The organism is Luteolibacter arcticus (assembly GCF_025950235.1).
Taxonomy (GTDB): Bacteria; Verrucomicrobiota; Verrucomicrobiia; order Verrucomicrobiales; family Akkermansiaceae; genus Haloferula; species Haloferula arctica.
Genome location: NZ_JAPDDT010000001.1, coordinates 771,156 through 796,449, shown reverse-complemented (window position 1 = coordinate 796,449; position 25,294 = coordinate 771,156). Strand labels below are relative to the sequence as shown.

General features: G+C 63.7%; 22 protein-coding genes. 10 read left to right on the top strand and 12 right to left on the bottom strand.

Features of this window, described 5'->3' with window-relative positions; genetic code table 11:
* Positions 1 to 153 precede the first annotated feature (153 nt).
* Positions 154 to 3,282: a hypothetical protein gene (locus OKA05_RS03255; RefSeq protein ID WP_264485664.1), complete on the top strand. Its 3,129-nt coding sequence runs from the start codon at positions 154 to 156 to the stop codon at positions 3,280 to 3,282.
* Positions 3,279 to 4,625 (top strand): tRNA uridine-5-carboxymethylaminomethyl(34) synthesis GTPase MnmE, encoded by a 1,347-nt coding sequence (mnmE, locus tag OKA05_RS03250; RefSeq protein ID WP_264485663.1) that lies wholly within the window; start codon positions 3,279 to 3,281, stop codon positions 4,623 to 4,625. Before OKA05_RS03255 ends, mnmE begins: the two co-directional genes overlap by 4 nt.
* Positions 4,626 to 4,767: 142 nt before the next feature.
* Here mnmE and OKA05_RS03245 read toward each other — a convergent pair whose 3' ends face one another.
* Positions 4,768 to 5,610 (bottom strand): sugar phosphate isomerase/epimerase family protein, encoded by an 843-nt coding sequence (locus OKA05_RS03245; RefSeq protein WP_264485662.1) that lies wholly within the window; start codon positions 5,608 to 5,610, stop codon positions 4,768 to 4,770.
* A 107-nt stretch (positions 5,611 to 5,717) separates the two neighbouring features.
* Between OKA05_RS03245 and OKA05_RS03240 the strand changes: the two genes are divergently transcribed.
* The 4 genes from OKA05_RS03240 to OKA05_RS03225 all read left to right on the top strand — a co-directional run bounded on the left by OKA05_RS03240 (position 5,718) and on the right by OKA05_RS03225 (position 10,438).
* On the top strand, positions 5,718 to 6,821 hold the full coding sequence (locus tag OKA05_RS03240) for a hypothetical protein (RefSeq protein WP_264485661.1): 1,104 nt from the start codon (positions 5,718 to 5,720) through the stop codon (positions 6,819 to 6,821).
* A gap of 63 nt (positions 6,822 to 6,884) precedes the next feature.
* Entirely contained in the window at positions 6,885 to 7,886 is a 1,002-nt protein-coding gene (locus OKA05_RS03235; protein WP_264485660.1) for a sugar phosphate isomerase/epimerase family protein, read from the top strand.
* Between the two features lie 43 nt (positions 7,887 to 7,929).
* Positions 7,930 to 9,240 (top strand): hypothetical protein, encoded by a 1,311-nt coding sequence (locus OKA05_RS03230; RefSeq protein WP_264485659.1) that lies wholly within the window; start codon positions 7,930 to 7,932, stop codon positions 9,238 to 9,240.
* 49 nt (positions 9,241 to 9,289) lie between these two features.
* Positions 9,290 to 10,438, top strand: coding sequence for a Gfo/Idh/MocA family protein (locus OKA05_RS03225; protein WP_264485658.1), 1,149 nt, complete (start codon positions 9,290 to 9,292; stop codon positions 10,436 to 10,438).
* A 160-nt stretch (positions 10,439 to 10,598) separates the two neighbouring features.
* Here the strand turns inward: OKA05_RS03225 and OKA05_RS03220 are convergent, their stop codons facing one another.
* The 6 genes from OKA05_RS03220 to OKA05_RS03195 all read right to left on the bottom strand — a co-directional run bounded on the left by OKA05_RS03220 (position 10,599) and on the right by OKA05_RS03195 (position 18,248).
* Positions 10,599 to 11,510 carry a LysR family transcriptional regulator gene (locus OKA05_RS03220; RefSeq protein ID WP_264485657.1) on the bottom strand — a complete coding sequence of 304 codons (912 nt, stop codon included), beginning with the start codon at positions 11,508 to 11,510 and terminating at the stop codon, positions 10,599 to 10,601.
* Positions 11,511 to 11,548: 38 nt separating this feature from the next.
* Positions 11,549 to 13,087, bottom strand: coding sequence for an FG-GAP repeat protein (locus tag OKA05_RS03215; RefSeq protein WP_264485656.1), 1,539 nt, complete (start codon positions 13,085 to 13,087; stop codon positions 11,549 to 11,551).
* 141 nt (positions 13,088 to 13,228) lie between these two features.
* Complete coding sequence (locus OKA05_RS03210; RefSeq protein WP_264485655.1) at positions 13,229 to 14,239, bottom strand: hypothetical protein; 1,011 nt, start codon at positions 14,237 to 14,239, stop codon at positions 13,229 to 13,231.
* A 132-nt stretch (positions 14,240 to 14,371) separates the two neighbouring features.
* Positions 14,372 to 15,028 (bottom strand): phytanoyl-CoA dioxygenase family protein, encoded by a 657-nt coding sequence (locus tag OKA05_RS03205; protein ID WP_264485654.1) that lies wholly within the window; start codon positions 15,026 to 15,028, stop codon positions 14,372 to 14,374.
* Between the two features lies 1 nt (position 15,029).
* Positions 15,030 to 16,055, bottom strand: coding sequence for a zinc-binding alcohol dehydrogenase family protein (locus OKA05_RS03200; RefSeq protein WP_264485653.1), 1,026 nt, complete (start codon positions 16,053 to 16,055; stop codon positions 15,030 to 15,032).
* Between the two features lie 9 nt (positions 16,056 to 16,064).
* The gene (locus OKA05_RS03195; RefSeq protein WP_264485652.1) at positions 16,065 to 18,248 is read right to left on the bottom strand and encodes a sulfatase/phosphatase domain-containing protein; all 2,184 of its coding nucleotides are present in this window, start codon (positions 18,246 to 18,248) and stop codon (positions 16,065 to 16,067) included.
* Between the two features lie 107 nt (positions 18,249 to 18,355).
* Between OKA05_RS03195 and OKA05_RS03190 the strand changes: the two genes are divergently transcribed.
* The gene (locus OKA05_RS03190) at positions 18,356 to 18,796 is read left to right on the top strand and encodes a DUF5069 domain-containing protein (RefSeq protein ID WP_264485651.1); all 441 of its coding nucleotides are present in this window, start codon (positions 18,356 to 18,358) and stop codon (positions 18,794 to 18,796) included.
* Positions 18,797 to 18,899: 103 nt separating this feature from the next.
* The gene (locus tag OKA05_RS03185) at positions 18,900 to 20,294 is read left to right on the top strand and encodes an ROK family protein (protein ID WP_264485650.1); all 1,395 of its coding nucleotides are present in this window, start codon (positions 18,900 to 18,902) and stop codon (positions 20,292 to 20,294) included.
* Between the two features lie 233 nt (positions 20,295 to 20,527).
* Here OKA05_RS03185 and OKA05_RS03180 read toward each other — a convergent pair whose 3' ends face one another.
* A complete protein-coding gene (locus OKA05_RS03180; protein ID WP_264485649.1) occupies positions 20,528 to 21,301 on the bottom strand; it encodes a 3-keto-disaccharide hydrolase in 774 nt (257 codons plus the stop codon).
* Between the two features lie 71 nt (positions 21,302 to 21,372).
* Complete coding sequence (locus tag OKA05_RS03175) at positions 21,373 to 22,365, bottom strand: hypothetical protein (protein WP_264485648.1); 993 nt, start codon at positions 22,363 to 22,365, stop codon at positions 21,373 to 21,375.
* A 170-nt stretch (positions 22,366 to 22,535) separates the two neighbouring features.
* Here OKA05_RS03175 and OKA05_RS03170 point away from each other — a divergent pair, with 170 nt between their 5' ends.
* Positions 22,536 to 23,240, top strand: a complete 705-nt coding sequence (locus tag OKA05_RS03170) for an outer membrane lipoprotein-sorting protein (RefSeq protein WP_264485647.1) — start codon at positions 22,536 to 22,538, stop codon at positions 23,238 to 23,240.
* Positions 23,241 to 23,246: 6 nt separating this feature from the next.
* On the opposite strand, the gene OKA05_RS03165 is transcribed toward OKA05_RS03170, so the two are convergent.
* On the bottom strand, positions 23,247 to 23,561 hold the full coding sequence (locus OKA05_RS03165; protein WP_264485646.1) for a type II toxin-antitoxin system RelE/ParE family toxin: 315 nt from the start codon (positions 23,559 to 23,561) through the stop codon (positions 23,247 to 23,249).
* The gene (locus OKA05_RS03160; protein WP_264485645.1) at positions 23,558 to 23,773 is read right to left on the bottom strand and encodes a hypothetical protein; all 216 of its coding nucleotides are present in this window, start codon (positions 23,771 to 23,773) and stop codon (positions 23,558 to 23,560) included. Before OKA05_RS03160 ends, OKA05_RS03165 begins: the two co-directional genes overlap by 4 nt.
* A 94-nt stretch (positions 23,774 to 23,867) precedes the next feature.
* Here OKA05_RS03160 and OKA05_RS03155 point away from each other — a divergent pair, with 94 nt between their 5' ends.
* Positions 23,868 to 25,034 carry an RsmB/NOP family class I SAM-dependent RNA methyltransferase gene (locus OKA05_RS03155; RefSeq protein WP_264485644.1) on the top strand — a complete coding sequence of 389 codons (1,167 nt, stop codon included), beginning with the start codon at positions 23,868 to 23,870 and terminating at the stop codon, positions 25,032 to 25,034.
* 27 nt (positions 25,035 to 25,061) lie between these two features.
* Here OKA05_RS03155 and OKA05_RS03150 read toward each other — a convergent pair whose 3' ends face one another.
* Positions 25,062 to 25,292, bottom strand: coding sequence for a DUF2905 domain-containing protein (locus tag OKA05_RS03150; protein ID WP_264485643.1), 231 nt, complete (start codon positions 25,290 to 25,292; stop codon positions 25,062 to 25,064).
* Positions 25,293 to 25,294 lie beyond the last annotated feature (2 nt).

Below are 25,294 nucleotides of genomic sequence, written 5' to 3'. Positions count from 1 at the left end.
TATCCCTTTAGGTGGTTTGACAGTCGAGACGGCTGGGCCTATTTCTAACGGCCTCAAAAGCTGATGCCGGGATCTGTCGCCTTCCAGGACCAGCGGGAATTCCGCTGCAATCATTGCAGCGGGAGGATTCTCGTCCCCAAAGACATGCCCCCAATGACCGGGCCGTGCCCGCATTGCGGCGGTACGATCACGTCGCCGACGGGCAATGAGGCGGAACCGCAGCGACTGGAGGCCAAGGTCGAAGTGCCGGCAGTGGTGGTGACCGAGAAGGCCGTGCCAGTGCCGGTGCCTGTGCCCGTGGCGGAGTCGAGCAAGCCGGTGGCTCCGCCGCCTTTGCCACCGTCGTATCTGGCGCGCTCGCCTTTTGCCGAGGAAGCTTCTCGCGTCGAAGAAGCGCCAAAGCACGACGCTTGGTCGCGGGCCGAGGAATTGGCCAAGTCTCATGTCCGTGAAAAGGCCCAGGCCGAGGAACGTGCGGCAGCCGCCGAGCGGGCCTTGGCGGCCGAACGGGCACTCGCTTCGGAAAGAGCCCGTAGCGGCGATTTGGCAGCGGAGGCAGCGAGGGCCAAGCAGAAGGCGGAGTCGGATGAAAGAGCCGCCGTGGCCGAACGGGCGCTCGCCGCCGAGAGAGCCCGGGTGGCCTCGATCGCCGCGGAAGCCGAGAAGGCCAAGGCGAACCAGCAGGTTTTCGCCGACGAAAAGGCTGCGTCCGCCCAGCGCGCCCACGCGGCCGAACTTGCGCTCGCGGCCGAGAAGGCTCGCGGTGCCGAGATTGCCGCGGAGGCGGAGAAAGTTCACGCCAAGCAACTGGCCGAAGCCGAAGCCAAGAATGCCGCCATGGAGCGGGCATTGGTCGCGGAACGTGCGCTCGCCGAGGAGAAATCCCGCGCCGAGGAACGCACCCGCGAAGCTGAGCGTGCCTTGGCATCCGAACGCGTGCTGGCCGAAGAGAAGGCCCGCGCCGAGGCAAGGGCCCGGGCGATCGAGGAAACGCTGGCCAAGGAAAAGGCCGAAGCGGAAGCCAAGTCCCGCGCTGCCGAGGAATCGCGGCAAGCCGAATTGGTGCTGGCTGCCGAGAAAGCTCTGATTGAAGAACGGGCCGCTGCTGCCGAGCGCGCCTTGGCTCACGAAAGGGCCCGTGCTGCGGAGACTGCCGCCGCCGCGGAACGTGCGCTCACTGCCGAGAAGGCGTTGGCCGAAGAGCGCGCCAAGGCCGAAGCACGGATGGCCGAGATCGAGCAGGCTTTGGCCATGGAGAGGGCCCGCGCCGAAGCGCAGGCAGTCGCGACCCGCAAGGCACTCGAGGAAGAACGAATCAAGGCCGAGGAGAATGCCCGCGCCGAAGCACGGGCCGCCGCCGAGAAGGCATTCGCCGCCGAGCGTGCCAAAGCCGAGGAAGAGCGCCGTCTCGCCGAAGAGAAGGCCCGTGCTGAAGCCAAGGCTGCCGCCGAGAAAGCTCTCGCTGCCGAACGTGTCCGGGCCGAGGAAGAGCGGCGTCTTGCCGAGGAAAAGGCTCGCGCGGAGGCTCAGGCGGCTGCCGAGCGAACCCTTGCTCTTGAGCGTGCGAAGGCGGAGGAGGAACGCGCCCGGGCCGAGGAAAGGGCTCGCGCCGAGGCCAAGGCCGCGGCCGATAAAGCTCTCGCCGCCGAACGTGCCAAGGCCGAGGAGGAACGACGCCTCGTTGAGGAAAGGGCACGTGCGGAAGCTCATGCAGCGGCCGAGCGCGAACTCGCTGCGCAACGCGCCCGCGACCAAGAAAAATTTGCTGCCGCCGATCGGGCGTTGGCGGCCGAGAAAGCTCTCGCCGAGGAGAAGGCGCGTGCCGAGGAAAAGGCGGCCGTGGCGGAACGAGCCTTGGCTGCCGAGCGCGTCATGGCTTCCGAGCGCGCCCGCGCTGCTGCCCAGGCCCTCGCCGAAGAGAAGGCAATGACCCAGGCGATGGAGAAGGCCCGGGCTGCCGAGAAAGCGGCCGCCGAAGAACGGGTCCGCACCGCCGAACGCGAGCAGGCAGAATCCGCCCGCAAGGCGCATCTTGCCGAGCAGGCGCTGCAATCAGAGAAAGCTCTGGCGGTGGATCGCATGCTTGCCGCGAGGCAGACGCTCGAAGTCCAGAAAGTGATGGCGCAGGAACAGGCGCTAGCCGTTCCGCGGCCGGCATCGGTGGCGTCTCCCGCCTCGATGGCCGCTGCGCCGGTGGGTGCCGCTCCTGGATCCTCTGCGGGCATGCCACCCGGCCCGGGACCGGTCAAACCTGCTCCGCCAAGGGAGTCCGTCTCCCACGACAGACCCGCTCCACAGCTCAAGGCAGCTCCCGCATCCCGCCGCAAGATCGTGGTACCCTGTCTGGTGCTCCTGGCGCTGATGGCCCTCGCCATGGGCACCTGGTGGTTCCTTTCCAACTCGATGAACCAGCAGCGGGCGGTCGCAAGGCCGACGCTCAATCCGAACATTCAGGCCCAGCTCCGGGAGAAGGAGTATTTGGAGACCGGTTGGCAGGCGGAAGCAAAGCAGATCCTCTCCGAGTTCCTTGCCGCCGATTCCGCTCCGGGCAAGGCCGCCTTTTCCATCAACGGCAGCGACTTGCTGATGACCATGGAGCAGTTTTACGGCCCCGGTCGCATTGACGACTCGGACACGCCGTTGTCGGGCTTCTCCGTGGAGCAACTCCCGCCGGAAGATCGCAAGCGCGGCATCTTCATGATGCGCTACGATCAGCCGCCGCAGTTCGAGATGCGCGATTTCTTCCGCCCGCTCGCCCCGGTCGAGGTCCAGACCGGCCTGGATGAGCCGGACCTGTTGCTTTCGTCGCTCGCTCGCGCGGACAATTTCACCTCCGAGCCGGTCAAAGTCCACGTCTTCCTCAAGCGTACGCCTGATGGCCTGCGCCTCGACTGGGAGACCTTCATTCAGACCAAGCACCGCACGTTCCGGAATTTCACCGAGCTCGCCAATCCGGGTGCCAGCGGCGTCTTCCGGCTGTTCGTGGTGGAGGACGTGCCCCAGCAGGGAAAGGACCGGACTGGCATGAAGACCTACCGCATGGTCGATCCCGCCCATAAGACGGACTCGATGCGGGTGGATGTCCCGGTCGATTCCGAGGCCGGCCGCTCGCTTTCCATCCTGAACTGGCGCGGCGTGAAGGATGCGCGGCCCAAGACCCGCACCGCCACGATCGAACTTGAGTGGACCAAGGATCCGGTGCCGGAACTCTCGGTGAAGCGATTCATTTGCTGGGAATTCCTTGGCATTGGTGGCCAAGCGGTGGACACACCGCGCAAATGACCGCGTCCACCACCGAGACCATTGTGGCGCTCGCCAGCGGCGGCGGCACCGCGGCGGTTGCCCTGATCCGCCTTTCCGGTCCGCAGGCAGAGGAAATCGCCGACCGCGCTTGTCGCGGGGCCGCGGGCCGCGCCGAAGAACGCCGGGCCACCCGCGCCAAGGTCCGCGACGCCGAGGGACGCGTGCTTGATGATGTCCTTCTGACCGTCTTTCGCGACAGCCGTAGCTTCACGGGCGAACCGGTCGTTGAGATTGCCTGCCACGGTGGCCGCCTCGTTACCCGCCGGGTGCTGGAGCGATTGTTGGAGTGTGGTGCACGATCTGCCGGTCCCGGCGAGTTCACCGAGCGCGCTTTCCTTCACGGCAAGCTCGACCTGACCCAGGCCGAGGCGATCATGGATCTGATCTCGGCGCAGAGCGATCTGGCCCTGCGCGCCGCCCATGAGCAGCTAGAAGGCGGCATCGGTCGCGAGGCCGTCCGCTTGCGGGAGGATCTCATCGGCGTGGTCGCCCACCTTGAGGCGTGGATCGACTTTCCGGAGGAGGACATCGATCCCGACACCGGCGCTCTATTCATGGCCCGCGTGGCCGCCGCCCGTGACGGGATTACGAAGCTGCTCGCCACGGCAGAGCAGGGGAGAATCCTCCGCGAAGGCGTCCGCACGGTCATCTGTGGCCGGCCCAATGCGGGCAAATCCAGCCTGCTCAATCTCCTGCTCGGCAGCGAGCGTGCCATCGTCAGCGACGAAGCGGGGACCACCCGCGATACCATCGAGGAAACGATCATTCTCGATGGAGTGCCGCTCCGCCTGGTCGATACCGCCGGCCTGCGCGCGGAAGCCGGTGGCGTGGAGCAGGAGGGGATCCGCCGCACGCTTCATGAGGCCGGCCGGGCCGATCTCCTGCTGGTCGTGCGCGACGCCTCGCTGCCTGCCGCCGAAAGCGCCGTCGAGCTGCCGGAGAGCAACCGCACTGTAACCGTTCTCAACAAGTCCGACCTCGGCGAACATGCCGACTGGTCGGACCACGGCGGTGTCCGGCTTTCATGCAATACGGGCGTCGGCCTCGATCAGCTCCGCCGCGTCATCCGCGAGGCGCTCGACCTCGGCGAGGCCGACTGGGGTGAACACGCGGTGGCGATCAATACCCGCCACCGCGACTGCCTGCGCCGCGCCGACGAATCGTTGGAGGCGGCGGAGGTCTTGCTAGAAAGCGCCGCTGCGCCTGAACTCGCCGCGCTAGAACTGCGGGGCGCTCTCGATGCCCTAGGCGAGATTGTTGGTAAGGTGGATACCGAGGCCATCCTCGGTGCCATTTTCAGCCAGTTTTGTATCGGGAAGTAGGGAAGGGCTTCGCTTGAAGTCTCAAGTCCCAACGAAAGCCGCGGAAACGCCAAACCCGCTGGCATTTCTTGGCAGTTCATTGCGCCCTCCAAGCGCTGACGCTGGAGGGCTCACCGAAAATCAACTGCAAGTAGCCAACGAGCTACTTCAGGCACTCGCGGATATACGCGATGCCCTTGGTGTAAACTTCCTCCGGTGAGGGGAACAGGTCGCGCCAGACGCGGGTCGCGGCGGCCAGCTCGGGCAGCGCGCGGCCGAAGGCCTCGATGGTCAGCCAGCCGGTGTAGCCTTCTTCCTTGAGCACCTGGATGCTTTCGCGTATCGCGGCGTGGCCGGTGCCCGGGGTGCCGCGGTCATTCTCCGAGATGTGCACGTGGCCGACGCTCTTGATGTATTTCATCAAGGTGGCGGCCGGGTCCTTCTCCTCGATGTTCGCGTGGAAGGTGTCGAACATCGTCGTGAAGTTCGGGTGGTTCACCAGCGCGGCATATTCGGCGCCCTGCCCCATGGTGGTGATGAAGTAGCACTCGAAGCGGTTCAGCCACTCGATCACCAGCTTCACCCCGGCCTGCTGGGCGTAGTCCGCGACCTCGCGGTGCACCTCGGCAGCCCACTGCCATTCGTCCTTCGTCGGGCTGTTGCCGGAAAACACGCCTAGCGGCTGGTGGTAGGGGCCCATCAGGATCTCGGTGCCGGCGGCGTGGCAGGAATCGACGATTCCCTTGAGGAAATCCACCGCTCCGGCGCGGTTGGCGGCTTCGGGGCTGCTCGGGTTGTGGGCTTCGTCAGGAATCACGGTCACCGCGGTCGAGCGCAGGCCTTGGTCGGCGAGGGCCTTGCCGACGACCTTGTAGTGATTGGTGTCGGCCGAGAATACCGGCAGTTCCACGCCGTCATAGCCGGCATTCTTCAGGGAGGTGAGGAGGTGAAACTGGTCTTCCTGAAGGGCGGGGGTCCAGAGGAGCAGGTTGAAGCCGATGTTCATGGTGGATTTGTGAGTAAAGGACCGGGGCTCGGGAGGGCTACACATTTTTGTAGGTCATGTGATTTTGCTTCCGTTTTTGTGAGATTTTTTCTGAATCGCCTGCATTGATGAACGATCTTGTCCACGGCGAGCCGAGCTGGAAGCTAACCCTAGACCGGGTAACGCTGTGGATTTCCTGCCGCGCGGGGCATATGGCACCGGTCGAGTTCAGGCTCGGCGACCGCACCGTTTCGCCCTACGCGCTGGCCCCGTGGACGCCCGATGAGGTGGACGAGGCACTCCCGCCATTGCTGACGGTTCTGCGGGGTGACTTCCTCTGCTTCCCCTTCGGTCCGCAGAAAAGCGCCCCGCCGCACGGTGTCGCGGCGAATGCCGAGTGGAAGATCGTCGCCGGCGGTGATGACCGGCTCCACCTCGGCATGGATGACCCAGATTCGGGTGGCTGGCTGGAGAAAATTGTCATTCTTCGGGAGGGTGAGACAGCGATCTACTGCGAGCATCGTATTTCAGGAGTCGAGGGCCACTACAGCTACGGCAATCATCCGGTGATCGACTTCTCATTGCTTACCGAAGGAGAGGGTTTGGTCAGCGTTTCGCCATTCCGCTGGGGCTCTGTTTACCGCGGTTTGTTTTCGAATCCCCTCAATCGCGAATATGGTGCGCTGAAGCCCTCCGGGACTTTCACCGACCTTCGCGAGGTTCCTCTCTCCACGGGCGGGACGACCGATGTTTCGAAGTATCCGGCGCGCCAGGGTTTCGAGGATCTCGTGATGATGCACGCGGCGCCCGCCACGGCGGAGCAGCCCTTTGCGTGGTCGGCTGCGGTGCTCGATGGCTACGTGTGGTTCTCGCTGAAGAATCCTGCCGACTTCCCCTCGACCATTCTGTGGATCTCCAATGGCGGCCGCCACGGCGCGCCATGGAATGGCCGTCACCTCGGCCGCATGGGCATCGAGGAGGTCTGTTCGTACTTCGCCGATCCCGTGGACGTTTCCCGCACCAACCCGCTCGCTGCGGAAGGCGTGCCCACGACGCGTCATTTCCGAAAGGATGAGACCGTCTCGCTGCATCTCGCCCAGGCAGTCGCCGCCGTGCCGGAGAAGTTCGGCCGCGTGACATCCATCGTTCCCGCCGGTCCCGGCAAGGTCGTGATCACCGGTGAATCCGGCGCAACTATCGAGTCGGCCGTCGACTGGAATTTCGTTCTCTAACATCAAGGCATCCGCAAACAGGACTTTGAGTCACCTACCACCCAACATCTACCACCCAAGATCATGAAACTTCACAATGCCATGTGGCCCGGCCTGGTCGGGAAGGAACCCGGCACCGACCATCCGCCGATCTCGCTCGAGCGCATGCTCGAAATGACCGCCGCCGCCTCCGTCAATGGCCGCAAGTACGACGGCGTGGACCTGTTCCTGTTTCACCCACACACCGATCCCGACGCTTCCGACGACGCGATCAAGGCGATGGCCGACCAGATCGCGGCGCACGGCCTGAAGGTCGGCTCGCTGGTGGCCCCGGTCTGGCCGGGCACCGTCGGCGGCCCGGCTTTCGGCTCCGATGACGACCGCAAGAACTTCGTTCTCGCGGTCGAGAAAGCCTGCCGCATCGCCGACATCCTCAAGGCGCACGGCGTGCGCGAGTATGGCCTCATCCGCATCGACTCCGCCGGCGGCGTTCACGACTGGTCGGAAGATCCTGCGGGTAATACCAAGAAGATCGCCGAGACCTGGCGTGAAGCTGGCAAGGTCGCTGCCCAACACGGCGAGCGCCTCGCTGCCGAGGGCGAGATCTGTTGGGGCGGCATGCATTCGTGGAAGGCGATGATCGACACGCTTGAAGCGACCGGCATGCCGGAGACCGTTGGCTTCCAGGCCGACCTCGCCCACACCTACCTCTACCTCATGGGCTACAATGCGCCCGAGGCCGCCTTGCTCAAGGAAGGCTACACCGACGAGGAATTCTGGCCCGCCTACAAGACGCTCACCGACGCGCTGCGCCCGTGGACCATCGACTTCCACGTCGCCCAGAACGACGGCACCGTCCACGGCACCGGCAGCCACGACAAGACCGGCCGCCATTGCCGCGCCGACGATCCAAACGGCAAGCTCGACATCGCCAAGTGCTCGGCCTTCTGGCTCAAGGACGCCGCCGCCCGCGGGATGAAGCACTTCTGTTGGGACGGTTGCATGTTCTCCAACGAGATCCTCGAGGACGCCCACACCTGGGAGACCATCCTCGGCAAGATGATCGAAGTCGACGAGGCGCTCTGAAGCGGCGGCCACTCCATTCACCATTCTTCAGTATCCATCTGCCATGGCTGCCCCGACTTCAATTCTTGCGGAGAAACTGCACGAGTATCCTCATCACGATGTCATCGACGGAGGATCGGATTCGATTCTCGATGATTGCCTCAATCAGAACGACGGGGTGCTGCAGCTTCTGCACCGCTACGCCGGCCGGACATTCTGCACGCCGGGCAAACGCCTTCGCCTGGACGAGAAATCCTACTATCCGGACTACATGGGCGGAACCGGCCTCGATGAAGTCTGGATGTGCTGCACCGTGCCCATTGTGACCGGCGTCCTGGATACCCGCACGGGAAAGGCGCCGTTCCGTGAAGGAGAAGCTCACGTTCTCACTCCGGGCGGGCAAGTCATCTCGCTTCAGGATCTGATCGAGACCAATCCTGAAGCCGTCATGGGAGAAAAGCTCGTGGCGCTTTCCCAATCCCTGTTCGGCAGGGTCACCTGGCCCATCGTGTCCAAAAAGTTCGACAACCTGAACCCCATTCCCCATCACCTTCACTGGTCGAAGTGGGAGGTTTACGACATCAATTCCTTCGACAACCCCGGAGTAAGCCCGTCGCACTACCACACCACGGCCATGGGGCTGTATCCGTTCGTCACCAAGGACCAGTTCCTTGCTTGCATGCAGCGTTGGGGTCAGGGCGAATACAACGGGGTGCGGCACTTGTCGCCGCACACGATGATGAAACTGGATGACGGCTTCGTGATGCCGAATGGCGTGCTGCACTCGCCGACGGATCTTTGCACGCACGAGCTTCACGTCACGATGGACGAGCATTTCCTGGCCGAGGACCTGACGCTCGACGGAAGGATCGGAGCGGCCGATGCATTCTACGCCTGCCGGGAAGAGGACTATCCGAAAGACCGGCACGAAGATTGGGAATACTTGGTGGACAAGTTCGACTTCGAGGCGAACCAGGATCCCGACTTCGTTCAGAAGAATTCGCGTCCGGCCATCACCGCCAAGGAATTTGCCGGCGACGGAGTGGACGCACGGTGGATTGTCTACGGTGACATCCTCGGTGACCAGAAGTGCTCCATTCTCCGTCTCACCCTTGCACCCGGAGCCAGGACGAGTTTCCGCCCGGAAAGCCCCGCGCTGTTCCACACGAACGGCGGACGCGGCCGGGTCGGAAAACTCGAAGTGCGCTATCACCAGGACATGAAGCTCGGCGAAATCTATCCCGAAATCGGATTCATCACCCAGGCCGCGATGAATCGCGGTGGTGTGGAAATCGAGAACACGGGAGATGAACCGCTCGTGCTGACCTTCGACTTCCCGCAACACGCGCATTCCCAAACACCCGGCGCTGCATGACGCCGTTTGAATCAAACATCAACCCAGCAGACGCACCCTCTTCCCCATCATGAAAAAGGAAATCCGCATCGGTCTCATTGGCTACGGCTTCATGGGCCGTACCCACTCGAATGCCTACTCGCAGCTCAGCCACTTCTTCGACACCACTCACGTCCCGGTCCGCCAGGCCGTCTGCGGCCGCGACGAGGCGAAGGTGAAGGCCTTCGCCGAAAAGTGGGGCTACGCGTCCTACGAAACCGACTGGCGCGAACTGGTGAAGCGCGAGGACATCGATGCCGTCGACATCTGCACGCCGAATGACTCGCACGCCGAGATCGCCCTCGAGTGCATCAAGCACGGCAAGATGATCCTCTGCGAAAAGCCGCTCGCCCTGAACGGCGCGCAGGGCGAGGAAATGGTCAAGGCGGTCGAGGCCTCCGGCCTGCCGAACTTGGTCTGGTACAACTACCGCTTCCTGCCCGCCGTCACGCTCGCGAAGAACATCGTCGATGCGGGCGAGCTCGGCCGCGTCTTCCACTACCGCGCAAACTTCCTGCAGGACTGGACGATCTCCGAAGAACTCCCGCAAGGGGGCGCCGGCCTCTGGCGCCTGGATGCCGCCGCGGCCGGTTCCGGCGTCACGGGTGACTTGCTCGCCCACTGCATCGATACCGCCCGTTGGATCAATGGCGACGTCGTCTCGGTCAGTGCGATGACGGAGACCTTCATCAAGGAGCGCGTTCACACCGCCACCGGTGAAAAGCATCCCGTGACCATCGATGATGCCTGCGCCTTCCTCGCGCGCTTCGAGAACGGTTCACTGGCGATCTTCGAAAGCACCCGCTACGCTCGCGGCCACAAGGCACTCTATACATTCGAGATCAACGGTGAGAAGAAGTCGCTGGCGTGGGATCTCCATGACCTGAACTACCTCTCGTACTTCGATCACGGCGTCCCCGGAGATCGCCGCGGCTGGACCAACATCCACGCCACCGACGGCGATCACCCTTACTCCGGCAACTGGTGGGTCCCGGGCCTCTGCCTCGGCTACGAGCACTCATTCACTCACGAGCTGGCGGAGTTCTTCAAGTCCCTCGATGACCCGACGGCCGAGAAGCGCTACCCCGACTTCCGCCACGCCCTCGGCACCCAGTATGTCTGCGACGCCGTCCTCGAGTCGGCCAAGACCGGCCAGTGGGTGAACGTGAAGAAGGCCTGAGCCAACGGATTCCCGAACGCCACCGGTCCGCATGGGCCGGTGGCGTTCTTGTCTTTTGCGAAGGCGCACTGGTGACAGTGCGGAGTGGTCCATGGAAGCGGTCCGTTCCGGTGCTTCCGCATTGTCACCAATGCGCCTACCCTAAGAAGCCTCGCTCCCTTCATCTAACACCCGCCGTCTTCACTTCGGCGAGTTGTTTCACGTAGCCCTTCAACTCCCGGAGGAACCACGCCACGATCGGCTTGGGCTCCCTGAGATAGACGGCCACGACCTGCACCGGGGCGAAAGCCGGGATGGGGATTTGCCGTAGTCCGCCGGAAGCCTGGACCCCGGGGATCACCACGGACATGCCCACGCCGAAGCCGTGTTTCACGTAGTCGCGGATCACGTCGAAGTTGCCCACCTCCACCTCCGTCTCCCAGATCAGTCCCGCGGTGGTGAGCCCTTCCCGGAAGCGCCGCGTGATCACGCTCTGCACGGGCGGCGCAATGAGTGGCAGGTCGAGGCTGCCGTCCTTGCGCTTGTGGCGTGCCATCACCTGCTTCCAGGTGGTGCAGGGGAAATCCTCCGGCACGAGCAGGGCGAGGGGCACCCGGAGAAGCTCATCCACCCGCAGCGGCGGAGGGAATGCACCGAGCACCGCGCCCACCGAGATGTCCGCGATCTGCTTCACCAGATGCTCTGCGATCTCGTCCATCTGGATCTCCTTGAGGCTGATCCGTAGCCCGGGTTTGCGGGCTTTCATGGCCAGCATCAACCCGGGAAGATGATGCCGCAGCACGGAAGGGCACGCGCCCAACTTCAAGTGGAGCGATCCCTCCTGGCGGATCTCGCCGGCGAGGTCGGGAAGCTGCGAGAAAAAAGGCTGGATGCGCTCATAGAGCATCTCGCCTTCAGGAGTCAGCTTGAAGGGACGGCGGATGAACAGCGTTACCCCGAGGTCCTTTTCCAAGCGGCAGATCTGGGCACTCACGGAAGGTTGCTGGATGCCGTAGGGCATGCTGCGCACTGCCGCGGTGATGCCGCCGAACTTCGCCACGTAGTAGAAAAGCTCGAGGTGATGGACGTTCATGCCTCTTTCGCTACATGCGCTCGCTGTCACGGACAAGCTCACCTGCTTTCAATGCGGAAGAAGCGTTGCTGGGGACCGACAGGGACACCTGTCTCGATGATCACGGGCAAGCCGGAAGTTCCTGGGAATACCGCTCCTTGGTCGGACCAGACCTGAAGGTCGGTGCTGGTGCGCAATTGGTAGTTGCCGGTGCCCGCGGGAGTGAAGGTAAGGCGACCCTGGCGGCTGAAATCGACCCTGCCGATCGTCGTGTGCGAGGGAAACCCGGTGAGCGCGATATCCGTGACGACCCGTTCAAGGCTGGAGGTGCGCGACCAGAACATCAGACGCTGCTCGTCCATGAAGAGCTCTGAATCGAAGCCGGTGTTCACCAAGGTGATCCCCGGCACGACGTCGATGGAGAACTTCCCGCCATTGACGGCCTGCCAAGCGCCCGACGACGCCTTTTCGAAGAGATAGATCGATCCTGCGTCGTTGACTCCCGCCACATCATCGTTGTTGGCGCAGACGGCGAGAACGTTGTCACGCAGCACCACCACGGCCCCGAATTCATCTCCGCCCGCCGCGTCCGGAGCGGTGATGCGCGCGGGGGTGAATCCCCATGCACCGGGACCGCCTTGATCCTTGGACAGGATGTAAACGACGCCCGCATCCTGTTGGGAGGGGGAGAGATCCCTGCCGATCGCGCCCACCGCGATCTGATCGCCCGAGATGGAAATGGTGCGCCCGAAGTTGTCGGACGTGGCTCCATCGGGCGCATACCGCCGGCCATTGGGGAGAAGTCCCCACCGGTCGGTGCCGCCCTGATTCCTGCTGAAGAAGAAGAGCGCCCCGCGGCCCAGGTCGGCGGGAGCTGAAGGAGTTTCCCGGTAGCCTTCGAATGGGGAACCCACGACGATGGTGTCTCCAGTAACCGCGAGGGTGTAAGCGAACTGGTTCAAGCTCACATCGGTGCCTACAAGTTTCACTCCGGGAACCTGGCCCCATTGGTTGGGACCGCCGCGATCCTTCTCGAAGACGTAAAGGAATTTCACCGTCGAGTTGCTCGCCTTGGCAGAGACGACCAATCGGCCGTCCCCGTAGGCCATGACGTCTCCTAGACTTTTCGAGAGCGCGCCATTCGGGAGCTGGTGATCCGTCGCGGTGATCTGCTTGATGAGTCCCCAATTGTTGTCCCCGCCGACATCCCGACCGAAGACGTAGACGGCACCCTGGTCGTTGTTCGTTCCTCCCGACGGAGTCAGGGCGTTGAACAGGGGATCGGATACGATCAGGGTGTTCCGGTCGGGCATCAGGACGTATTGGCCGAATTCGCCGGAGTTGCTTCCGGGGGAGGTCAGCATGTTCTTGCGCGCGAAGATCTCCCAAGTCCCGCCATTCCGCTCGTAGAGATAAACCCGGTTGTTTTCCGAGACCGCCATGAAGTTCCCGACGGCGACGATGTTGTCGCCGAAGGAGTTGTTCACCCTGAGTCCCCGGACGTTCTGGTCGAAGGCGGCGGTGAGGGATGTTCCTGCCTCGGAAAGCGATGCGAGGAACGTGGCAGCGAGGGCGATTCTTCTAACAGTCGTGATCATCGCCCGAGCTTAGGCTCCGGCGATACCGTTCAGTTAATCGAAAGAAATCCTCGCCTCCATAGATTCTATCTATGGAGGAGGACGGGTTGAGAACCGCTTTCAAGTGGCGGGTTCTTTGGGGCAAGGGAAGCGGGGCGCGTGCTAGTTCACCGGCACGAACTTCTCTCCACCATGCTCCCTGAGCTCAGTCCAGTGCCAGTTGAACTGATACCTCTTCTTGTTCCCGGCGCTCCACTCGACGTTGAAGAAGTAGATCCCGTCCGGCTGCCACTTGCCGGTCACGTCCTTGACCTTCACGTCCGAGGCGCTCTTGAAAAACAGCTCGCGGGTCTCAGACTTCCACGTGGATCCCGTCAGCCACGCCGCCAGCTCTTTCCCGTCCTGCGGACCGGTGAAGGACACCGCGAGCACGGTCTCGTTTTCGCCGCGGTGCTGCTCCCGCTTGATGCCGTCCTTCTCGTAGGAAATCTTCAGATGCTTCCGGTGATAGGGCTTCGGGTCGACGCCCATATCCTTGGGGCTCGCGGAGAAGTCCCTGCCATTGGCGACTAACTCCGCGATCTTGCGGGTCACGTCCGCCGACTGGTCGCCGCTGGCAAAGGTTGCCTTGAGGATGGTCACCTTGGACGGCGGTCGCGACCTCCCCGCCGCCAATCCGAAGGCCTGTTGCATCGACTTCAGTCGTCCGGCGACACCGTCCATTTCCTTCTTCAGCAGTATCGCCTGTTCGATCTCGCCCTTCTTGGTCTGCTCCTCCACCATCCGCTGCAAGTCCTGTCCGAAAGACTGCTCCGCCTTGACGAGCGCCGGGCGGATCTGCTCCGCCACCTTCGGGCGCTGCTCCAGGTAGATCTTCTCCAGCCGCGCGATGCCCGCATGCGCGGATTCGCCATCCGGTGTGCCGGATTTCGCGAGTTCCTCCAGCGCCGCCTCCGCTTCCAGCAGGTTGGCGGCGTTGTTTGCCGCCTTCGCCTCATCACGGATCTTCTCCACCGCGCCGCGGTATTTGTCCTCCAGTTCCGTCAGTGGGGCCTTCGCCTTCGTCCGCAGGTCTTCCGCCAACGATCGCACGTAGTCCAATTCCATTTCCACCGCGGGCGTGAGCTTCTTCGCTTCCGCCTGTGCAAGGCACGGCGAAAGGAGGAACGTCACAAGGGACAAGCCCAAGAATGGGACGGGGAGGTGCATGTTTTTACAAGCACCTCCCGAATAGGACATCCCAGCGGTGGGGTCAAGACGAGTCGGACGAGTCGGGCGCCGATGAGTTGATGGGTGCGATCGAGATCAGATGCTCCGGTGCCAACGTTCCGGCAACGACTGGCCGGAATAATAGACCAAGTGTAGCACCCGCCGGTGTCCGGGAGAGGTGGCTTGGGAGGAGGCGTGGAGCAGGAGCGGGCGCATGAGGAGTGCCTCGCCACAGAGGGCAAGACAAGGGACCTCGCCATGAGTCGAGGCGCTGGTGGCTGCATCGGAGGAGGGGATGTTGCCGAGGCGATGGGTCCCGGGGCTGATGCGCCGCGGGCCATTGGATTCGCCGCAGTCATCGAGGTGAAGGCGCACGGCGAGGAGGTCCTCCAGCACCTCCAGCGGCGGGCGGGCGTAGTGGACGCCGGACTTGCAGGAGGGTAGTTCGTAGCCCGGCGAAGATACCTTATCGGCGAAGGGGAACATCAGGTCCTGATGCCACGCGACCTTCCAATTCGTGTCCGGTGTCTTGTCGAAGGCGATGGCTTGGATGGCGACGGCGGTGGCGGGCAGGATGCCGGTGGCGATGAGCCGCCGCTTCATGGCGAGCGCCGCGGCCTGGACCGGCGGCAGGTCGAGCAGGCAACGGGTGCCGGCGGTGCCGGCGGCGAAGGCTTCACGGCGCAGGGACTCTAACAGATTCTCCTCAAGGCTGGCGTGGAGCCGGGTCCAACCGTCGTGTGCCAAGTCCATGTCACCACGCGGTGTCGAATACCCGCTTGCCGATCATCTTGCCGGCTTCGAGGTCGCGATGGGCGGCAGCGAGGGAGGCAGGCGTGAGAGTGCCGCCGTGCTCCTTCATGGTGCTGAAAATCCGGCCGGCATCGACGAGGGTGGCGACCTCCTTGAGAAGGTCGTGCTGCGCGATCATGTCCGGCGTCTGGAACATCGAGCGGGTGAACATGAACTCCCACGAGAAGGTCACGCTCTTCGGCTTCATGAGGCCGATGTCGGGCACGGTGGGCGATTCGACGATGGCGGTGATCTTGCCCTGCGGGACGATTGCCTTGGCCATGTTCGCCCAGTGGCCGGAGGTGTCGGCGAAGCAGGCGATGGCATCAACGGTGGCGATTCCGCGCTTCTCCAGTTCCTCGGTCCAATCGACCGAGTGGTCGATCACGCGATGCGCGCCCATCCGGCGGCACCACTCGACGGTCTCCGGCCGCGAGGCGGTGGCAATGACGGTGAAGCCGGTGAGAGCGGTGGCGAGCTGGATGCCGATCGAGCCGACCCCGCCCGCGCCGCCGATGATGAGGAGGTTCTTGCCCTTGCCCTCCTTCAAATCGCCGGCGGAAAGCTCGAGTCGCTCGAAAAAGCACTCCCATGCGGTGATGGCCGTCAGTGGCAAGGCCGCGGCGGCAGCGAAGTCGAGCGAGGCGGGTTTCTTCGCGACGAGGCGCTCGTCCACGAGCTGGAGCTCCGCATTGCAGCCGGGGCGGGTGACGTCGCCGGCGTAGTAAACCTGATCGCCGCGGCGGAAGTGCTTCACGTCCGAGCCCACGGCCTCGACGATCCCGGCGGCGTCCCAGCCGAGGATGCGCGGCGCGGTTTCGTCCTCCTTGCGGGCTTGGCGCTGCTTGTAGTCGACCGGGTTGACCGCCACCGCCTTGACCCGCACCAAGAGGTCATACGGACCGGGGACGGGATCGGGCAGGTCGAGTTCGACGAAGCAGTCCGGGTGATCGAGCGGGAGCTTTTGCGTGAGGGCGATGGCTTTCACGCTCCCTAATTACTTCACCTCCGGGGTGCCTGTCAGCTTCGCGATGTGGCTTTCCATCACCTTGGCCCAGATTTCGTAGCCGACGTCGTTCGGGTGGAGGTAGTCGGGCATGATCACCTTCGCGAGCACCTTGTCCTTGTCGAGGAAGGCGTCGCTGACCTCGAGCCACTGGACGCGCTCCCCATCCGCGAAGGTCTTGATGCGGGCGTTGATCTGGTCGTTGAGCTGGCGGAGGCCGTCCTCCGGCTTCGGAGCGCGCGGGAAAATGGACAGCAACAGGATCTTGGCGTCCGGCTTGCGGTCCTGGAGGAGTTCCAGGATGAGCTTGATGCCGTCGGCAACCTGCTCCGGCGGATCCTGGCGGTGGCCGGTGTTGTTGGTTCCGACCATCAGGACGAAGACCTTGGGATCGACGTTCTCCAGCTCGCCATTCATCAGCCGCCACAGCACGTGCTCGGTGCGGTCGCCGGAGAAGCCGAGGTTGAGCGAATTCCGATGGGCGTAGTACTTGTCCCAGGTGGCCTTGCCTTTGCTCTCCCAGCCCTGGGTAATGGAGTCGCCGATGAAGACGAGGTCGTGGCCGCCCTGTTTGGCGAGCTTCACCTTCTCCTCGTGGCGGGGTTTCCACCAGGCTTCCTTGAAGCGATTGGCGGGCACCGTGGAGGGGCTCATGCGGTAAAGGCGGCGCTGTTCGTCGTAGGCCTTCTTCATGTCGGCCAGGGTCGTGGCGTAGGCCGGATCATCGTGGACGGACTTCATCTCCTGCGGGTCCTTCTCCAGGTCGAAGAGGTTCCACTCCTTGGTCTTGGGGATGAACATCAGCTTGTAGCGATCGCTGCGGACGCCATCGTGCGCGGCCACGTGGTGGGTCGGCTCGCCACTATAGAAGTAGTAGATCGCCTTCCGCCAATCGGCCGGGGTCTCGCCCTTCAGCACGGGCAGCAGGCTCTTGCCCTGGATGGTGGCGGGGATGGGGACGCCGGCGGCCTCGAGGAAGGTCGGCGCGTAGTCGATGTTCTGGATGAGCGCTTGATTGCGGGTGCCGGGCTTCACGACGCCGGGCCAGCGGACGAGGAAGGGCATCGAAAGGCTTTCCTCAAAGATCCAGCGCTTGTCATACCAGCCGTGCTCGCCGAGGTAGAAACCCTGGTCGGACGAGTAGATCACCAGCGTGTTCTTCGCGAGGCCGCTCTTGTCGAGGTAATCGAGCACGCGGCCCACGCCTTCATCGACGGCCCGGACGCAGCGCAAGTAGTCCTTCAGGTAGCGCTGGTATTTCCAGCGGGTGACATCGTCGTCCTTGAGCTTGCCGGCCTTCATGTCGGCGATGAAGGCCTCGTTTTCCGGATCTCGCACCTTGTCCCATGCCTGCTTCTGGGCAGCGGTCATGCGCGCGTATTCGCCGTTGCCTCCCTCCTTGCTGAAGAACTCGGGGAAGAGATTCTCGCCCTTGAACTTCATGTCGTGGCCCCACGAGATGTTGCGGGCGATCGACATTTGCTGCTCCTTCAGGGTGGAACTACGTCCATCGTAGTTGTCGAAAAGCGTGGCGGGTTCCGGCAGGGGGGCATCCTTGAAAAGCTCGAGGTGGCGCAGGGCAGGGGACCAGTTGCGGTGGGGGGCCTTGTGCTGGCACATCAGCACGAAGGGCTTCGATTTGTCGCGGCCCTCCATCCAAGCGATCGCCTTGTCGGTGATGATGTCGGTGCAGTAGCCCTCCTCGCGCTTCCGGCCTGTGGCGGTGATGAAGTCCGGATTGTAGTAGCTGCCCTGGTCGGGGAGGATTTCCCAGTGGTCGAAGCCAGTCGGCTGGGTGACGAGGTGCCACTTCCCGATCAGCGAGGTCTGGTAGCCGGCCTTCTGTAGGAGCTTCGGAAAAGTCGTCTGGCTGCCGTCGAAGCGCGAGCCGTCGTTGTCCGGGAAGCCATTGATGTGGCTATGCTTGCCGGTGAGGATGGTGGCGCGGGAGGGGCCGCAGATCGAGTTCCCGCAGTAGGAGCGGGTGAAGACGGCGCCGTCCTTCGCGATGCGGTCGAGATTCGGCGTCGGTGCGACGTCTTTCAAGGGGCCGCCGTAGGCCGAGATGGCATTGAGGGCGTGGTCATCGGAGAACAGGAACACGATGTTCGGCCGTTCCGCAGCGAAGAGCGCAGGGGCGAGGGCAAGGGCGGCAAGCAGCAGCAGCGGGCGCATGGGTGCGAGAATACGGAAGCGAACCGCAGATCTGACAAGAAGAAGTGACCGGTCGGGCAAAGGGACCATTTGACGGGGATTGCTGCTGGGGCTTTTCTTGGCGCGCTATGAAATACGTACCCCTGATCAGCTCCGGCACGGCCGGCCCGCTTGGCGTTCTCCACCTGCCCCGCCTGTGGCTCAAGGTTTCCCTCGAGGCTCGTGGCGTGCTCGCGGACGGCTACCCCGGTGCCGGCCAGGGCTACGACCAGATGGTCATCGACGGCCTCGGCTTGAACCGCGATGCGGTGCTCTCCTACATCGCGGACGAGCATCCGACCTACCCGCAGTTCGAAGCATGGGTGAAGGCCCAGCCGGGCGCGAAGTTGGATGCGGGCAGCATCGGGACCCTGAATGCCGCCATCACCGGCTACATCCACGCGGACGACGTGAGAAAGAGCGTCCTTTCTGCCGACGGCCTGCCGGACGACGCCAGCGCGCCGAAGGACGCCATCAACCTGAACAATTTGGACGACTGGCACGAATTCCACGCCGCGGTGCTGAAGTAAGCTCCGGGGGGCGAGATTAAAGGGGTAATGCGCAAAACCCGGGATGCCCTGCGCATTACCTCATTTCCTTTGCCGCTCGTTTGCCGCTCTATTCCAGTCATCCATGACGGCTTCCGCACCCAGCCTTTCCGAGCTTCCCATTGCCTGTGTCCCGGTTCTCGATCCGGATTTCCTGCCTGCCGTTCTCTGGAATCGCGCCTATCGTGAGATGGCGGCCGGGGCGCGGACGCTTGATCTAGCGCTGGTCCGTCAGGATGGCACCGCCTTCCGCTGGTCCTCGCCGGTGCTGGCGGACACGCCGGAGAATGCGCCGCTGACGCTGCGCTACGTCGAGCGCGCGCTGAAGTTCTTGTTCTGGCAAAAGGGTGGCAGCCGCGTGCTGATCGCCGGCGCGCCGGAGTTGGTGCCTGCGCTGGCCGCGATCTACGGGGCCGGTGGTGCCCGCGAGTTCGACTGGAATTTCATCGGCAAGAAGATCTTCGGCGAGCCACTGAGCTTCACCGCCGTGGAGGCTGCCGACCTGCCCGCCGAATGCGGCGACGCGATGGCGCTGGGCCGTCACCTCGGTGGCTGCCGGATTGGCTTCGACCTCGGCGGTTCCGACCGGAAATGCGCCGCGCTCATCGATGGCGAGGTCGTTTTTTCGGAGGAAATCGTCTGGGATCCCTATTTCCAGAGCGACCCGGACTATCACATCGAGGGTGTGCAGGACTCGCTGAACCGTGCCGCCGCGCACCTGCCACGCGTTGACGCCATCGGCGGCAGCTCCGCTGGCGTGTATGTGAACAATGAGGTTCGCGCCGCGTCTCTCTTCCGCGGGGTCAGTGAGGCTGACTTCGAATCCCGGATCAAGGGCATGTTCCTCGAGTTGAAGGACCGCTGGGAAGGCATTCCCTTCGAGGTGGTGAACGACGGCGAAGTGACCGCGCTGGCCGGCTCGATGTCGCTCAATGAGAACGCCGTCCTCGGCGTGGCCATGGGCACCAGCCAGGCAGCCGGCTATGTCGATCCCAATGGCTCGATCCGCCCGTGGCTCAATGAGCTGGCTTTCGCTCCGGTGGACTACCGCGAAAATGGCCCGCGCGACGAATGGAGCGGCGACGAAGGTTGCGGCGTGCAATTCTTCTCCCAGCAAGGCGTCGCCCGCCTCGCCCAGGTGGCCGGTTTTGAGTTCGGCAGCATGCCCTTCCCCGAGCAGCTCGTGGAAGTGCAGACGGCCATGAAGGCCGGTGATGACCGCGCCCGGAAGATCTATCAGACGATCGGCACCTGCTTCGGCTATGCCATCGCCCACTACGCGGATTTTTATGAAATCGGCAGCCTGCTCATCCTCGGCCGCGTGACCTCGGGTGAAGGCGGCACGATCATTATCGAGGAAGCGGAGAAGGTGCTGGCCACCGAGTTCCCGCAAGTGCGCATCCAGCTCGTAGTGCCGGATGAGAAGACCAAGCGCCATGGCCAGGCCGTGGCGGCGGCGAGCTTGGCGGCGGTGGGGTGAGGGGAATAAGGAGCGTGGACATTCTGTCCACGCCGTGTCGACAGAATGTCGACACTCCATATCACGGACGACAGTCCCGGTCTGCGACGAGAGAATGTCGCTGCTTTGGCTGCCAAAGCAGGTCGGCCCACAGGGGAGAGCAGCATCGAAAGACCACTCGGGCCGGTCGGAAGACCGGCGCTCCCGGGGCTATCGGTGCCCCGGGATCCCCATGATGCTCCCGATGAAGGAGCTCACTCCGCCTTCAGCTCCAGCACCTCGATGCTGCGGAACTCCACGGGGTGGCTTTCCGACTGCAGGCTGATGTAGCCTTCGGTGAGGTTGTTGTTGCCCTGGGCCTCGATCAGTGGCTTCGCGTCGGCGTCGCCTTCGTCGAGCTTGGTATCGGTGTATTCAAACACCACCTTGCCGTTGATGAGATGCTTCACCAGCTTGCCGCCGTGGACTTCGGCCTCGGCCCTGACCCATTCGCCGACCGGCTTGGTCGGCTCCTTCGAGTTGTTGCAGTGCTGCTTTACCACCTTGCCGTCGATGGTGATGTAGGTGCTTGGCGTGCAAAGATTCCCGGTGGTTTTCACGCCGTTTCCGGCACCGAGGAGCTGGAACTCCAGAGAGGCCGGGAAGTTCTGGTCCTTGCCCATCGTCTTGGGATCTTGGCAATGCAGCATGATCCCGGAGTTCTGCGTGGCCCAGCCGGGTCCGCCCTTCACCTGATCGCCGACGAAGCGATACTCGAAGCGGACCTTGTAGGTCGAAAACTTGGTCTTGAAGAACAGGTGGCCGAAGGCATCGCCCCAGTCCTCGTAGTTCTTGTAGTCCACCTTGATCGCGCCGTCCTCGACCACGAAGGTCTTCTTCGGGTCCTCGCCGAGCGCGAGGCCGCGGATCTTCGGCGTCCAACCGTCGAGGTCCTTGCCGTTGAAGATGGAGGTCCATTTCTCATCCTGGCCGGTGGCGCAGGAAACCAACAGAGCCGCGAGCGCGGCGAAACGCAGGGTGATATTCATCGTCGTCGTGGAAAGGAAACAGAACCGGAACGCGCGAAAGCCGCCGGATATTGCTCGCAAGTGAGCTTAGCTCAGGCTTCGTCGCGGAAGGCCTCGGCGCGGCCTTTGCCCACGCAGTCATTGAGCCAGCCGATGAGGTGCTGCACTTCCTCGCTCTCGCGGCGCAGGCCATCGAGCGATTGCCAGTCGATGTGCTGGCGGGTGTGCGGGGCGGCGATGCGGTTGATCTGCAGGCGGTCCATCAGGGCCTCGGTTTCCCGCGGATGGGCATTGAGAATGTTGGCGGCGCGCGGCAGGTCATCCAGCGCCTGGGCGGTCAGGCCGAAGGAGATCACCCCGACACCGAAGATCGCATTCAGGCGGCGCAGGCCATCGGCCAGTGCCTCGTCCTCGACCGGCGCGGCGTAGATCAGCTCGCCACCCTGCGCCCACATCGACGCGGAAAGCGCTTGGAAAAAGTCCTCGCGGAAGCTGGCGAGCGACGGATGGATGCGCAGGCGCGCAGCATGCAGGCGGAAGGGAGGCAAGCCCAGCCGCTGCTTGAGCGAAAGCATCGTGGGATCGAGCGCAAACACCTCATCGGGGGCGTCGCCGGTCTCCCAATCGACCAGCACCACCTCCGGGAACTTCCAGAGGTTCCCGAGCGATGCGCCCTGGGCAAAGGCCTGGCGGAAGACGTAGGGAAAGCGGCCGTTAACCTCGTAGTAGCGGGTGACCACGGCGCGGAACTTCCGCAGGCGCTCCAGTGCCGAATCGACCGCTTCGTGGTCCGAGCTGAGGTCATCGAGTCGGCCTTGGCTCAAGGAAAGCAGCTCTTGGGCACCCGTGAGTGCGGGCACCGGGGCGGAGCGGCGGTAGTAGCCCTGGCCCTTTTCCACCTTGGCGATCGGCGAGGCCGGATCGCAGGACATGATCGAAAAGTGATAGCGCAGCGAGGCGTCCGAGTAGGCGCCATTGAGTTGAAGCCGCGCGAGCCGGATCAGCTCGGTTCCTTTGATCGCTTCCGAAGGATTGCTCGGGAGGAGTGGCGGGAGTATTTCCGTAAGCTGGGTGCGGAGGCTCATGGGGTTTCGGGACAGCCCCTGTGGGCGTGCAGGATTCCAAGTCGCCGCGTGGCGTTGCAGCAAGCCCCTAATGTCACGGAATTGAAAAAATCCCGGTCATCCGTGCCGCTGTTTTTGTGAATCTCGCCGGGAGCTTGCGATAGAACGCATCCGGCTCCACCCTATCGCCCATGAAAACCGTCGCTGCCCTCCTGTTCGCCGCCGCCGTAGCCCCGCTCCATGCCCAGCAGCCGGATGCGGCCGCGATGGTCCGCTCGATCCGGCTCTCCGCCACGCTCCAGCAAATGGACCTGACCGGCAGCGTGGAGAAGGACGGCGGGCCGAAGATGGGCCTGAACCTCTTCGTCCGCCAGGGCAACATGCAGTTCCAACTTGGCGACAAGGAGCGCTTTCACATTCGCATGGGCGACGAGAAGGCCGAGCTGCTCAACGTGATCGATGACAAGGGGACGACCCGTCCTTTCCCCTCATCAAAGCTGTCGCAGCCGATTGCCGGCACGGATGTCAGCTATGAGGATCTCACCCTCCGCTTCCTCTACTGGCCGAATGCCAAGTTCGAAGGTGAGGAGAAGGTCAACGGCGAGCAGTGCTACAAGGTCCGCCTGAACAACCCCGGCGGGGACGGTGCCTACGGCGTCGTTTACGTCTGGGTTCACAAGAAATATGGCGCCTTCTGGCAAATCCGCGCCCACGACCGCAAAGGGGTGCCGCTCAAGGAGTTCCAGGTGAATGCGGTGATGAAGCTGCCGGACGACAAGGGCTACACCATCAAGGAAATGCGGGTGAATGCGCTGCAAGGGGAACGGGTCAAGTCGATCACCTACCTGCGCTTTGAGAAACCCGCCGCGGCAGGGCCGAAGGGCAGGGGAAGATGAGAGCGCTCAAGTCTTGCTGCGAGCCTTCCAGTGCCGGTCGTGTCGTGCGGCGTGAAGGACTGCGATGACGAGAACGAAGTGCCGTTCTTCATCGACCTGATAGACCACACGATAGGGAAAGCGCTCGGGATATCGCCATCGGACGAAGGTTTTGCGATGGCGGTGACTGCCGGTGAAGGGGTCGTCGGTAAGACGATTCCAAACTTCGATCAGTTCCGCGATGAAGTCATCGCCCAAGTCGGCCTCGCGGGCCTCATACCATCGCGCAGCCTCGGCTACGTCTTCCTCTACTTCGGGACGGAACTCCACTTGCCAGCTCATCGGCGGGAGCGGTCAAGCAGGCGGCGCTTCATTTCCTCGAGTTCAAGGGCCGACGAGGGATCCTCGCGATGTCCCTCCAAACGGGCTTCCACCAGTTCCTCGTCCTGTGGTGAAAGACCGATGTCGTCGAGTTCCACCGCGGAGCGGATCAGCTCCTGGCGTTCGGCCACGGACATGGCGGGCAGTTCTGCCAAAACTTCGGCAAGGCTCATGGGCTCAAGCTAGCCAATGGGCCACCTCCTGTCAGCGGATTTGTTCCGGGTTTCATCATTGTCCCACGACGAATGACCGCGTCATCGTCCGCCCGTGAGGATTCACCGGATGTTGGCGGAGAGCGCGGCGGGCGTGTTGGAGCAGGTCTTCGACCATGGCCGGGTGCTGGACCGCGAGCTCGATGGGCTATTCCGGGCCAACCCGAAGTGGGGGAAGCGCGACCGCGGCTTTGTCGCGGAGACCGCCTTCGAGGTCACCCGCTGGCGGCGGGCGTTCGCGTTCCTCGGCGGTGACGAGTCGATTGCCGCGCTGTGCTCCGTCCACTGGCTGCGCTGCGGCTTCGAGCTGCCCGAGTGGTGGGCGAGCCATCCCAACGAGGTCGCCGCGCGCGATGCGGAACTCGCCGGCCAACCGCGGGCCATCCGCGAGTCGATCCCGGATTGGCTGGATGAACTCGGCGAGCGCGAACTGGGCGAGGCGTGGGACAAGGAAATCGACGCACTGAATCGCCGCGCGCCGGTCTTTCTCCGCGTGAATCGGCTCCGCATCGAGGTGGACGGTGCCATCGAGTGGCTGCACCGCCATGGCATTGAGGCCAGCCGTGTTCCGGGGGCTGCGGATGCGCTGGTATTGCCCGCCGGGAAGACCGTGCCGAAACCGCTCGTTGCCGAGGGCTTCGTGGAAATCCAAGACGCCGGTTCGCAGCGGATCGCGCCTTTGTTGGACCTAGAACCCGGCATGCGGGTCATCGATGCATGCGCCGGAGCGGGCGGCAAGGCGCTGCACCTCGCCGCGCTGATGCAGGGCAGGGGGGAGATCGTCGCGATGGATATTTCCACTTCCAAGCTGAGCGAACTCCGCCGCCGTGCGACGCGCGCTGGCACGCGCATCATCCGCACCGATTCGTGGCGCGAGGACACGCTGAAGCGCTACGCCGGTTGGGCGGACCGCGTGCTGATCGATGCCCCGTGCTCCGGCCTCGGCACCTTGCGCCGCCAGCCCGATCTCAAGTGGCGACTCACTGCGGCGTCGCTCGAGAAGACCAAGCGCCTCCAGCGCCGCATGCTCGATCACTATCCGGAGTTGCTGCGGCCCGGCGGCAAGTTCGTCTATGCCACCTGCTCCGTGCTAGGCTCGGAGAATGGCGGGCAGCTCCGGAATCTCACGGAGCGCGACCCGCGGCGGACGATCGAGGAAGAGCTGATCGTGTCGCCGGCGGAGACGGGATGGGATGGCTTCTATGCTGCGCGTTTGGGATGAGGAGTGCCGACAGGATATCGGCGCGCCTTACCCGAAGAACTTCCGGACCAGCGCCAGCAGTCCGCTGAGGACCACGCTCACGAGCAGGCAGGTCACCACGGGAAAGTAGAAGCCGCCCTTGTCGCCCTCCATGCGGATGTCACCGGGCAGGCGGCCGAGCCATGACAGCCAGCCCTTCCCGCCGGCGAACCACAGCACGGCACCGAGCAACGCGATGCCCAGCCCCGCAAAGACCAGCACGCGTCCGGCATTCTCCATAC